Below are 13,832 nucleotides of genomic sequence, written 5' to 3'. Positions count from 1 at the left end.
AATAGTAAATGGCTTATATAAGAATGCTGTGGTGATTAATCTCACCACATTCATTCCTTAAGTAACTAATACTCGTTAGCCTGATAGAAAAATGTTAATTAATGCAGTTGGGAGTTTGAATATTTTATTATCGGCATTTTGATTTTATCGTAGTTCTCAGAATATTTAAAAGTATGACAGCTCTTGTTAATATTAAAGTACGGCTCTAATTTGATATTCGTGTACTACAGTCTTGTTATGCAATAAATATTCTAAAAATAAAAACCATTTTGAAATAAGCATAATATATTGCTTGTTTTAAAATGGTTTTTTTTTGGCATGGATGATGCTTGGTTATTAGATGAGATGAATATAACAGTTTATTTTTTTGGTTATAGGCATGAATTACATAGGAAGTAGACATGGTAAATCGGTATTTATAGTTATTTTTTAATAGCATACATGAAGTAAGGATATAGCATGCTTTATAAAAACGTAAAAAAAACAACGCTAAATAGATTGTTGATTAGTGTTCTATTTATAACTTCAGTATTGTTTATTTATAAAAATATTTTTCATGAAAATGAAATAGAAAGAATTGTTTTAGTTGATGTTAACATTCAAAATAAGAAATATTTTACTTTATCTAGTATAAAACATTTCGAAATAGATAGTCTTAAATTGATTAATGACAAATTAAAAGATAATAAATATGATGTGATTGATCTTGTTTCTCATGGCGAAAATGGTCAAATTATATTAGATAAAGAGATACTAACACTTGATAATATAGATAATCATAAGAAACAATTAAATTTTATTGGTGAGAAGTTATCTGCTTCTGGTCATATTAATATCTTGGGTTGTGATGTTGCAAAAAATGAGGATGGTAAAGCCTTAATTGATAAAATTGCAGAATATACAGGGGCATCTGTTGCCGCTTCAATTAATCCGACAGGAAATAAAATTAAAGGAGGTGATTGGGATTTAGAATATATTACACATCAAAAATCCAAACATTTATCCTCTCTTCCGACTATTTATGAAAATTACTCTGGCATTCTTTATGATCCGGCAACTTATGATCCATTAACGGTCGATACCGATCTTGATGGTGTTATGGATGCTGTTGATATTGATGATGATAATGATGGAATTTTAGATGTTGATGAAGGATATGTTTGTTCGAATACACCAGTGTTTGAGTCAGCATGGGATATCAAAGTTTATCAAGGTGGTAGTGGTCCAAGTTGTGGTGACCAACTTGGTATCGCATCAGTAACTGAGATTGCATCGGGTACAATGGATGAGTTCCCTGGGGAACTAAGAGTTGATTGGTATAATGGCGGTTCATCTACATTATTAGCAACATTAAATAACAATGGCGGTAATGTAACAGGTTCTAATCCAACAGGAACACATTGGATTGTTCGTCATGAACATACTTTTAATGCTGGTGAAACAGGGGTTTATGATCTTCTACCATCAGGGACGACTCACGATAGTAAAATGGGAATAAAAGTAGCTGCTGATGGTACTGAGACACTTTTATTTTGTACCGCTGCATGGACGCAACCTTCTCCAGGGGTAACGAATATTCAATTCGATGAGGGGGATAAATTACGTTTATATATTAATGAATATGCCGGAGGGAATCAGGGCTTAACCATTAATCTTGGTGGTGCTTCTGGGCAAACGTATTGTACACCAACATCGATGATTGATTCCGATAATGATGGCATACCTAATCATTTAGACTTAGATTCTGATGGTGATGGGATTCCAGATAATATCGAAGCGCAGACAACCACGAGTTATATCTCTCTTAACAATGATAACCCTGCAAATTACACGGCAAATAATGGTTTAAATACAGCTTATACTCCAACAAGTGGATTAACACCCGTCAATACAGATACTACTGACAATCCAGATTATTTAGACTTGGATTCTGATAACCAAGGCGGCGATGATACAACAGAAGCTGGCCTTATTTTATCGGGTACAGTAGGTACTAATGGTTTAGATAATAACTATGATAATGGGGATAACTTTGCTGATGTAAACGGTAGTTTTGATAATACTCAGAATGATAATTTTCCCGATAATGATGCTGATGTGAATTCAGGAGGGAATATTGATTGGCGAGATGCAGTTGCGAGTTGTGATACCTCCGAATTAATTGGTGCAGCAATAAAAACAAACATTCAATATGAAATAATTAATGGATCACCATTACAAATTCATCACATTGCCGCAGGGGGGAATGGTGTATTTAAGGATGGTCAGCAACAATCATTCCAACAGACATCTTATAGCTGTGGTGGTACTTTTCCTTACATGCATCTTAATGATGGTAGTGTCGGCGAATATTGTAATTATAAAGAATTTTTAATGAGTACTGTCAGTGGTGTTGGAACTGAAGCTGATCCTTTTTCAGTATGGTCATCACGATATTGGGATAGAAATAATAATAATATTTTTGATAATAATGATATTAAAATTGTGACCGAAATAACTTATATAAATGGTAATGAATTTTTTGATCAACATTATTGTTTAGAATCAGCAGAGGGTTCGAATAGTTCTAATATTGGACTAGCACAAGGGTTCGATACGTATTTAAACGGTGGTGATGCAGGCGCTGCATTTGCTATTCCATATAATTCAGCAAATTATCAACCAGATACAGGACCATATTCATTAGTCGGTGTAACTAAAAATTATACTGCGACTGATCAATTTATGGGATATATGGAATTAGATAAGTCTTGGGATCGTTATTTCTCAGGCCATTATTCTACCATGCTTGGATCTAATTTAAGTGCGGCGCCATTTTTACTTGATAACACTTTAAATACTAATCCTGGCACTGATAATGGTATTGGGGTGCAGTGGGGATTAGGTGTTGTAAATGATGCATCTATGCACTCAGTGCGTTTGTTGTTTAGTACATTAGGTGGCGCGATATTTCAAGCGAATGAGTATGATTTAGGTGATGCGCCAGATACATCTACTGGAACCACTACAGGTGATTATCAAACATTATATGATGATGGTGGTGCAGGTCATGCTTTTAATGATACTGATACGGATAATCAAAATGATATTGTATTAGGTACGTTATGGGATAGTGATGACGGGACATTACAAAATATCGCGGCAAATGCAGATGATATATTAGACAGTGATGATGAAGATGGTGTCAGTTGGGTTAATAGCTTTGTTCGTGGTGGTAATAGTGATCTTTCAATAACAATAACAAAAGATCCTGAATCAACGTTAACCGGCTTGCGATTATATGCATGGGCTGATTGGAATCAAGACGGTGATTGGCTTGATAGTGATGAACAGGTTATTTCAGATATAGCAGCGACGAGTTCTACTCAAAGTTATACGATAGCTGTGCCGATAAATGCAATACTTGGTAATACTTATTTACGTGTTCGAGTTTGTTCTGATGTTGATTGTAATTCATCTATAGGGCTTGCAGATGATGGTGAGGTAGAGGATTATCTTATTACCGTTGTTGCACAACAAATCTCAGGCTTTGTATTTAATGATGATGGCAATGGTGGTGGTACGGCAACCAATGGTATTAAAGATGGAACCGAAACGGGATTAGGTATTGGAGTCCCGATCGTTGCCTACAACCCCTCGACAGGCCTATGTTATGCAACGGCGGCAGATGCAACAACGGGAGCATATACTCTGACTGTTGGGGCTACGGGAACCTATAAAGTTTATGAAGCTATTAATGAAACCAATATTGCGTCTCCAACTTGTCCTCCAACAGCGCCTATATTAGATATCAATACAGGTAGTTATGCTGGCGGTACTATAGGGGATCCTGCCACATATCAATCGAGCAGTGCCAATATTAAGACGGTTACAGCAATAGGTGGCGCTTTAACTGATATAAACTTTGCCGATTTTGTTATTAACTCCTTTGATATTTGTTCTACCCCTGCTTATTTGACCCAAGGCAATGGTTCTGGTTCGACTATTCTAAATGCTATTAATTTAGCAACAGGAGAAGTGACTGCCCTTGTTTCCCCTGTGAATGCAGGTAGTGCTGTGGGTTATTCTATGGTGACAAATACATTGGCCGGAATACAGGGAACAAACACGCTTAACTTATTTGACAGTGCTTATAATACTTATTCATTACCCCTCTCTAATTCAACCATGCCAAGTGCCGCTAATAATGGTGACATTGATGATAACGGTATTTTATATGCGCATAAGGGCGGCAATTTCTATTTATTTGATACCAATCCAAACAGTGAAACTTATTTAACGCAAGTTGGAATCTTACCGACGACGAGTTTAAATTATGCTGATATTGCGTTTAATCCGGTTGATGGTTTTATTTACTCTGTGCCGAGTGATGGCTCTCGAACGTTATATCAATTTGACCCAACGACAGGTGCTCGTACTTCATTGGGCGTATTACCTGGAATCGCTAATGGACCATATGGTGCGATGTATTTTGATGACCAAGGGTATTTTTATATTTCAGAAAATCCATCCCCAGGTCGAATCTATCGTGTTGATGTATTGAATGGATCAAAGCCTGCGGGCGGCTATACTGCGACACTGTTCTCTCAAACCAATGCCTCTGCATCAGGTAATGATGGCGCTCGTTGTCGTTATGCACCAGTACCTCTAGATTGGGCAGATGCCCCAACTGTTAATGGCTATGCGACAGAATTAGTTGATAGCGGTCCTCGTCATATGACTGAAACTTCAACGCCTTATTTAGGGGTAAATAATCCTGATAATGAAAATGATGGCCAGCCAACAATGGCAGCTGATGGTGATGATACTAATGGGATAACACCCGATGATGAAGATGGATTTATTCAACCGAATATCCCCTCTATTTTAGTCGGCGGGGATAGTTTGTCTTTGACGGTTCCTGTGGTTACATCAGGTAGTGATAACCTTTATGGCTGGATTGATTTTGACGTAAACGGTGTCTTTGATGCAGATGAAACTGCAACGGTTGCTGTGGCTGCTTCGGGTAACAGTACGCTTAACTTTACCGTGCCAGCTGATGTTGAAATTATGGATACCTATGTTCGTTTACGTATTTGTTCAAGTACGGAAACGTGTGATAGTCCAACTGGAAGTTCAGGTGATGGTGAAGTTGAAGATCATTTAATTTCATTAAAGCCACCGGGGGATTTGGCATTAATGTTAGCGATGGATCCTAGTGTGAATGTAACCTTAGGTATTCCCTTTAACGTTGTTGTTGGTGTTGAGAACATGGGCACAACGGTAGCACTTAATACTAAAGTAACGCTTCCTATTCCGGCTGGATACAGCTTTGTTAATGCGTATGCAGGTGATGGTACCACCGAAATATCTACTTATGATCCAATCACGGGAGTATTAGATTTAGGCGCAATTGGTCTTGGTTTTAATGATTATGCGGTGATCCGTTTAGCGCCGCAGTCTCTTACTGCACCCGCGATAAATGCTGAAATCACAGAGACCAGTATTAATGATAGCGATTCAACCCCTAATAACGGGTTTGGTAATGGTGAAGATGATACAGATATCGTCACGCCAGTGATTTCTAATATTGTTCAACCGGGAACCTGTGATGCACCGCGTGCTTTTGCGGCCGGTAATGCGTATCTAGATACTAATGGGGAATATGTTGTTACCCCGAATACCACCAATCAATATGGCTTCTTATGGAGCTATGGTTTTATTGATTTAAACCAACCATTTTACATTGAACTGGCGGTTTATTTAGGGGATCGCAGTGCTAATGTTGTGCCTCCTTTTAATATTGAAGCGGGCGGTGACGGTATGACTTTTGTACTCTCAAATGATCCGCGGGGGTTAAACGCACAGGGCGGCCTTGGCGGGTATTTAGGGGTCGATGGCATTGGAAATGCGAATATCTTTGGCTCAACACAAACGCGAATAGCCCCCTCAATGGTGGTTGAATTTGATACTTTTGATAACACTTATATTGCCGCCACAGATGATGCAGTTGGCGGTCAACATATCGATCATACCGCCGTCTATTTAAATGGTGATGTTTATACCCCTTCCGCTGGAAATACCTTGATTGCGGCAACATCCGTTGCGGGTGGTGAATTAGAAGATGGACGTTATCACATAACCCAGTTTGAGTGGGATCCAAGCACCAATACCCTAATGTATTACATGGATGGTGTACTTGTGGGTTCATTTACTCGTGATTTGGTGACAGCGCTAGGCGGTAATTTAGTACGCTTTGGTTTTACCGGTAGTACGGGTGATGCGTACAACTTACAAAAAGGGTGTTTTACAGCAGCTCCGAATGTATTAGGCACCGATTTAGGGGATGCGCCAGATACCACTGTGGGTACGGGTACCAATAATTACACCACCACCTATGAAAACGATGGGGCAATGCACGTTCAGGCTGACAGTGATGATAATGGCTTTATTGATTTACGCATGGGTAATTTGTGGGATACAGATTTAGGTGATCTTCAAAATATTGGTGCGATTGCTGATGACGATAATAATTTTGATGATGAAGATGGTGTCTCACTTGTTTTATCAGCAACGAAAGGTGAAAACCTTGATATTACCGTGAATGTTATAGAGGACGCTGCGCGCATCAGTACCGGACAACGGGTCTATGCATGGCTTGATTTTAATCTTGATGGGGATTGGGATGATGCGGGTGAGCAAATTATTGCCGATGTCAGTGCTGCGATAGGGAATAATAACTACAGTGTACCGATCCCCGCGAGTGCCGTCGTTGGTTACAGTTATTTACGGGTTCGCTTATGCAGTGATGTCGGTTGTGATAGCCCCGTAGGCTTAGCGAATGACGGTGAAGTCGAAGATTATCGGGTGTTGATATCAGATCTGGTGGGAAATAATCAATGTGATTTAATTTTACAGACAATTAAGCCGGTGAGTAGTAGTGATTATGCCTATACGTCATTGGATGCAACGCCTGATCCTATTATTTTTTCTAATATTGTAGATCCCATTTCGATTACGAATCAAAACAATATTAATAATATAAATGCTATTGGTTTTAATCGAGTTAATGGCTTGATTTACGGCACCTTTACCGATATGACCTCAGCCAATCGTAATCATCACTTGTTTGTGACCGATAAAACGGGTACTAGCTTTATTGATTTGGGTGAAATGCGAGCAGAAAATGCTGCGTCAGTGAGCCGTCTTAGTGATGGTGAAACCTTTTCATTTAATGCTGGTGATGCATTACGAAATATTGGTTATTCATCGACAACCTTTAATTTTACCGCTTCAACCGCTGGTGATGTTACGACGGATGGTAATTATCTTATCGCTTGGCGAACGGGATGGAATTCCATGTTTAAGATTGATCTTAATAGCCAAACATTTACCGTTATTCCATTAGATATTAGTGCCATGAATGACTCCTTTACTGGTGTTGTTATTGATGTAGGTGCAGATTTGGCCATAAGTAGTCAAAATGGACAAGCCTATCTTGTTGATTTACGAGGTGAGAAGTTATATCAGGTTGATCTTAATACCGGCAGTATTATCAGTCAGGATTTGATTTATCTTAGTGGTAAACCGACTGTGGATTCGAATGGGAAATTACAAGCGGGGGCATTGATTATGGATAACTCTATTAATTTGTATGCCATGACTAATGGCGGAAATCATGACTCAAATCAAGATGGGATTATTGACTTAAATGAGCGTGCTGTAGTCTATCGCATCAATGTAATAACCGCTGAAATAGAGTTTGTTGTAGCGTCAAATAATAGTAGTTTGCAAGGTAATGATGGTGCTGGTTGTTATGATTCGACCGATTATGGTGATGCAGCTGCAACATATGGCCAAGCTAGCCATGCTTATTTAGATGCGACATTAGATGGTGTGGCTGATTTAGCGCTTGGCTCTCGTTGGGATCCTGAATTTACACAGTGGATCAGTGCCGATGCAACGGGGGATGATACCCATGGGCAGGATGATGAGGATCTGAATATTCCCGCTCAAATTATTGTAGAAACCAGCACCACATTACCGATTCAAGTAGTGGGTAATGGGTTTGTGAGTATTTGGGTTGATTTAAATAATGATGGTGATTTTGCTGATAGCAATGAATTATTAATTAATGATCAAGCTGTTACAGCAGGAAATAATAATATAGCAATAACGTTAGATGCCGCTAGTGCAGAAGGGTTTAATGGTAATACTGTAATGCGAGTACGTTTATGTTCAGCCGCTAACAGTTGTAATACGTTTGATGGTGCAGCCGTTGATGGTGAAGTCGAAGATCATTTATTTGAATTGCTCAATCGGATTGTTTTAAATGGCGTGGTGTTTGAAGATAATGGTGGCGCAATAGCAGCACATGATGGTATTCAAGACGGCACTGAAATAGGTTTAGGTAACTTTACTGTTACCGTAACGTTTAATGATGCTGGTGTTACGGGAGTGACGACGGGTGATGTGATAGCCACGGACATTACATCGGGTGATGGTAGCTATAAATTTATTCTGGGTGTGGATTTCTCAGGTAAAAACTTACTACTAGATGTGATTAAACAAGCAGATTGGATTGATATCAGTGAAGCTAATGTCACTGCGATCCCACAAGTGACCAGTACCAGTGTGATTGATAGTCAGATGGCTGTTAACGCCAGTGCGGGGGATGATATCAGTGGTCTTGATTTTGGTAAGGTACGTGAGCCAAGAATGGAGCCTGATAATTTCAGTGAAGTTGAACCTGGAAAGGCAGTATTATTCCCACATAAGTTTACTGCTGCAACCTCGGGAAGTGTGAACTTTTCCATTATAAATCCAGAGGTTGCTCCAGCAAATGACGGTTGGAGTACCATTCTTTATTTAGATAATAATTGTAATGGAATAATAGATGGTGTGGATGCTCAAGTTATTAATCCGACAGTAGTAAATGGTAATACAGCAGTATGTTTACTCAGTAAAGTGTTTGTGCCAGCGAATGCTTCGCTCAATGCTCAATATCATTATGATATAGCAGCAGATATGATCTTTAGTGATAGTGCGGGAACAGGACACGGTATTGCTCGTCAAGTGTTAGATAAAGACACCATCAGAGCGACGTTCCGTGGTGCCGGCGAGTTAAAGCTGGAGAAAACGGTACGAAATATTACTCAAGGAACGGCTGTTGGAGTGAGTAATAATGGCCGTCCTGGGGATATATTGGAATACGTTATAACCTTTACTAACGTTGGAGATGGTGATCTAACTGAATTAAGTATTTTTGATAGTACGCCAAGTTATACGGGGCTCTCTCAAGCAATAGATTGTACCTCGGGTAATGTGCCAACGTCACTCACTTGTATACCTGTTACTACTAATGGGGCAAATATTGTAGATTATGAAGGGGAGGTGCGCTGGAATATGACGGGCGCTTTAGCTCCAGGAGATCAAGGAACAGCTGTTTATTTAATAAAAATAAAATAATATCATCATTGGCTAATATTTTAGGAAAGAACCATACGATAAAATATCGACATGGTTCTTTTTTACATTGATAAATGTAGTATGTGTTAAATATAAAACAGTTGTTGTTTAATTAAGAAATTAGCCAATAAAATTATCAAACAAATTGATGTTTAATAATCGTTTTTACGTAAGAAATTGATGTTGGATTTATTTTAAGTTAAGTTGTTATTTTTATAATACACGCTATGTAAAATGTTCTACTTTTAAAAACATTATCTTATGGTTCGATAGTTATAACTTTATATTTTTAATTTTGTTTTTGACTTTTTATTTCGCATTTAAATAATGATTCGCAAAATTATAATTAATTTTCTATTTTGCTTTTTAAATAAATACACATCATTAACTTGTTGTTTTTTAATCGCATAAAAAAATATTTTATTGGCATGCTTATCGCATTATATATGTTTCATGGATCATAAAGGATGAGGTGTAATATGAAAAATTTATTATTGATAGTGATTGGCTGTTTGATGATGTCTTTTTCTGTTTATGCGGAAGATGATAACTTACTAGTAAGTAAAATGGATGCATATATAGTTGAAGTAAATAATAAAGGAGAGGAAAAATTAGTAAAAGCAGAGAAAGCCGTACCAAAAGATAAAATCGAATATAAGTTAACTTACACAAATAATAGCGAAAAGCCTTTGAATGGCTTAATTATTACAGGACCTATTCCTGAAAATACTTTTTATATTGCCAATACAAGTAACACAAAAATTAAATCGAATTTTTTAGTTAGTATTGATGGAGGTAAAACATTTGAAGAAGAGCCAGTGAAACGCGAAATAATGAAAGATGGAAAAAAAGTTGAGATTATTATTCCACCTGAAAAATATACCGCAGTTCGTTGGATACCATTAACACCTATTAATGCTAAGGAAAAACAAGTTTTTGCTTATCGCATCGAAGTTAAATAAACGTTAAGTAAATGTACCGCCCTGCGTTTTTGCAAGGGTATTTATACACATCGTAATTAAATTAATGACCTTAAAAGGTAACCACTTTATGAATACGCATTTAAAACCTATAAGTGTATGGGTTGCGGCGGGACTCATAACGGTAGGTGCAGGTTTACTATCTAGTCAAGCCCTTGCAGCTACTGCCGCCGGAACTGATATTAAAAACTTAGCAACAGTAACCTATGAAGATGAATCTGGAAATAGTTACACCGCGACATCTAATGAAGCGGTTGTAACTGTAGCTCAGATTTATAGTGCAACGATTGAGCAGGATCTCAATACTACTGGCTCTCCTGGTCAAACTGTATATTTACCTCATGTATTAACCAATACTGGTAATGGTGCTGATACTTATACATTGACATTTGCGCAGAATCTTCCAGGAACTGATGGACGAGGAACGGATACGATTGATGCTGCCACATTGAAGCTTTTCAATGATGCAAATAATAATGGTCAACCAGATGCGGGTGAAACCGAATTTACTTCTGGTGATACTGTTACTCTAAATGCTGGTGAGCAAATGAACTTAATGCTTGCAGCAGCAGTGCCTACAACAGCCGTTCCTGGTGATACACTTGGTGTGACATTAGAAGCAGAAGCTCATGATGGTACTGCTTCTCCTGTTAATGGCTCTGTCACTGATATTGGTGATAACAATGATGCCTTACCTGATACTAACGCATCATTAATTACAGTGACTAACGATGCTGTGGTTAATATTACCAAATCAGCGACGCACTTAGAGAATGTTGGTACGGAAACCGCTTTAGGTATTGATTTAGACGGGGATGGCGGTACTAACCGAGAATTGAGTTTAATTCGCTACACAGTGACTGTTTCAAATACGGGTAATACAGATGCTAAAGATGTGGTTATCTTTGATGGTATTCCTGAAGGAACAGTATATGTCGCGAGTAGTACTGGTGGGCTATATGATGCATCAAGCAGTGGTTTGTTAACTGTTAATGGTGATACACCCATTGATTTTGCAGCTAATTTAGTTGATGAATCTACACATGGTGTTGATTTAGACCAAGATGGCACTAATGATACCGCTGAAAATCAAATTGATGGTGGCTTAGATCTTAATAGTAACGGTAATACAACCGATACTGCAGTACCTGGTGTATATGCTGTTGATGATCAATTAGCGTCAAATACAACGATCTCCATGACTTTTTATGTAGCATATTCTCCTGAGACAATGATGGGCGATACCGAAATAGGTAACGTTGCTTATTCATGTTCAGATCTTAATGGTGATGGTGATTACGATGATGCTGGTGAATGTAATGATCCAGATCCTACAACTGCAGGTCCCGATCCATCAAATCCAACCACAACCACTACAACGACGACTACTGGTGTAGGTATTACTGATACTGGTACTGAAACAGGAACATCAGGTGGTGGTGACTCTGATGGTACTGATGATAATATTCAGACAGTAGATTCAGCTGCTGCTGGTAGTGAAGTATTCTTCTATAACAAGATCATTAATAGCGGTAATACTACCGATAGCTTTGATCTTTCGACTGCAAATGTTAGCTTTCCAACAGGAACAACATTTGAATATTGGAATGCGGATGGTTCAGCACAACTTGTTGATACTAATGGTAATGTAACACCTGATAGTGGTCCTATTGATCCTTCTACATGTATCGATGCAGCTGTAACTATTGATGGTATTACTGTCAATTGTAATGAGACATTGTTCCGTGTCGTTGCCAATCTGCCATCAGATGCTGCTGATTCTCCAACACCATTTGAAGCAACAACAACGGCAACTTCTTTCAATGATGCAACTAAGACTGATAGTAAAACTGAGCGGTTAGATAATATTACAGGCCCTACTGTTGATATTGCTAATACACCAATTACTACTATTGATCCTGCTGTAGATGTCGATCCTGTGCTTCTTGCGGGTGGCGTTCTTACTAGCGCAGATGTAGCAACTGTCTTTAATGATGAGCCTTTAGGTTCAACAGTTATAGCACCTATTTATATTGCTAATGAAGGCGGTAGTTCAGATTCATTCCTATTAAGTGCAGAAGGTAGTTATAACGGCGCAAGTTGGGAAACAGCATTACCAACGGGCTGGACTGTAGTATTCAAGCATAATGGTATTGATACTGATGCAGATGGTACGGTAGATATTGCTGCAACAGGCAATGTTATTACATCGACACCAACTATTCCAGCAGGTGCTGTATTATGGGTCAATGCTGAAATTACTATTCCATCAGATCCAACTCAAGCTTTAGCTGATAGTGATCAAACGGCAGCGATTGATGCTAATAGTGATGGTGATATGGATTATATCATTTCACTTGTTGCTACATCAGACGCATCTAATGCATCTAACCGTAAGGTTGAAGCATTTGATGTCGCAACTGATGCAAGTATTGATATTACGCCAGCATCATTAAGCAACCAAATCGAACCAGGTGGTAGTGTTACTTACGACCACACGTTAGGTAACAATGGTAATACAACTGAAACCGTTGATTTAAGTTCAGGCAATAATATGACTGGATTTAATAATACAATTACTGTTGATACTGATGGTGATGGTACGCCTGATACTGAAGTTGGTAACTTATGTGATGATCCTGTAACGACACCAATTATTGTGCAGCAAGCGGATGGTTCTACTGTAAGTGTAGAAGTTACGTGTGATGCAACAGATGGCTCAGATACAGTTCCAACACTAACGTTAGAACCTGGTGAAACCATTCCAATGGAAGTCACTGTATTTGCACCAACAGATGCAACATCTGGTACAAATAACCTAACAACAATTACTGCTGTATCAACAACAGATCCAACAGTCACTGCTCAAGGTCAAGATAATTCAGAAGTTGTTAAAGGTCAGGTCCGTCTTTATAAGTATGCTGATTTAGATACTGATTGTGATGGTGTTGCTGATACTGATAAGACCTTCTTAAAAGAGCAAACGACAAATGTTGAACCTGGACAGTGTGTTGTTTGGAAACTGATTGCTGTTAATGAAGGTACATCTAATGCGCTAAATACAGTTATTACAGACCAATTAACTGAGTACTCTCAATTTCATGCGGGTGGTAGCTTAGTAAGTTGTCGTAATACGACCGATTCAGGCACTGTTGTAGCACTTGCTGATGCAACATATCCTTTAGAGACTGATGATTTAGGTCCTTTATGTAACCCTAATGGTACTACTGGTGCTGACGTTACTGGTGCGGTAAGCGGTGACACTGTTACCTTTACTGTAGGAACACTTGTTCCTGGTGACAAAGCGGTTGGTAACTTTGTAGTGAAAATTGATTAAGAGTAAATAGAACTTAGCCCTCCCTACCTTGTAGGGGGGCTTATTGAGCTTATTTTAAATATATTTGA

Annotated in this window: 3 protein-coding genes; all 3 read left to right on the top strand. The window is 38.4% G+C overall.

The window, feature by feature from the left end:
* Positions 1-459 precede the first annotated feature (459 nt).
* The 3 genes from Q0V26_RS05655 to Q0V26_RS05645 all read left to right on the top strand — a co-directional run bounded on the left by Q0V26_RS05655 (position 460) and on the right by Q0V26_RS05645 (position 13,764).
* Entirely contained in the window at positions 460-9,447 is an 8,988-nt protein-coding gene (locus Q0V26_RS05655) for a GEVED domain-containing protein (RefSeq protein ID WP_297479033.1), read from the top strand.
* Positions 9,448-9,926: 479 nt separating this feature from the next.
* Positions 9,927-10,409 carry a hypothetical protein gene (locus Q0V26_RS05650; protein ID WP_297479030.1) on the top strand — a complete coding sequence of 161 codons (483 nt, stop codon included), beginning with the start codon at positions 9,927-9,929 and terminating at the stop codon, positions 10,407-10,409.
* Positions 10,410-10,497: 88 nt separating this feature from the next.
* The gene (locus Q0V26_RS05645) at positions 10,498-13,764 is read left to right on the top strand and encodes a hypothetical protein (RefSeq protein WP_297479028.1); all 3,267 of its coding nucleotides are present in this window, start codon (positions 10,498-10,500) and stop codon (positions 13,762-13,764) included.
* Positions 13,765-13,832 lie beyond the last annotated feature (68 nt).

The organism is uncultured Photobacterium sp. (assembly GCF_947039875.1).
Lineage (GTDB): Bacteria > Pseudomonadota > Gammaproteobacteria > Enterobacterales > Vibrionaceae > Photobacterium.
The sequence above is the reverse complement of the archived record's forward strand: the minus strand, read 5'-3'. Positions and strand labels throughout refer to the sequence as shown.

Bases quoted from the DNA above. Each gene is read 5' to 3' on its own strand.
- Q0V26_RS05655 (WP_297479033.1), top strand. From the start codon at position 460: ATGCTTTATAAAAACGTAAAAAAAACAACGCTAAATAGATTGTTGATT.
- Q0V26_RS05650 (WP_297479030.1), top strand. From the start codon at position 9,927: ATGAAAAATTTATTATTGATAGTGATTGGCTGTTTGATGATGTCTTTT.
- Q0V26_RS05645 (WP_297479028.1), top strand. From the start codon at position 10,498: ATGAATACGCATTTAAAACCTATAAGTGTATGGGTTGCGGCGGGACTC.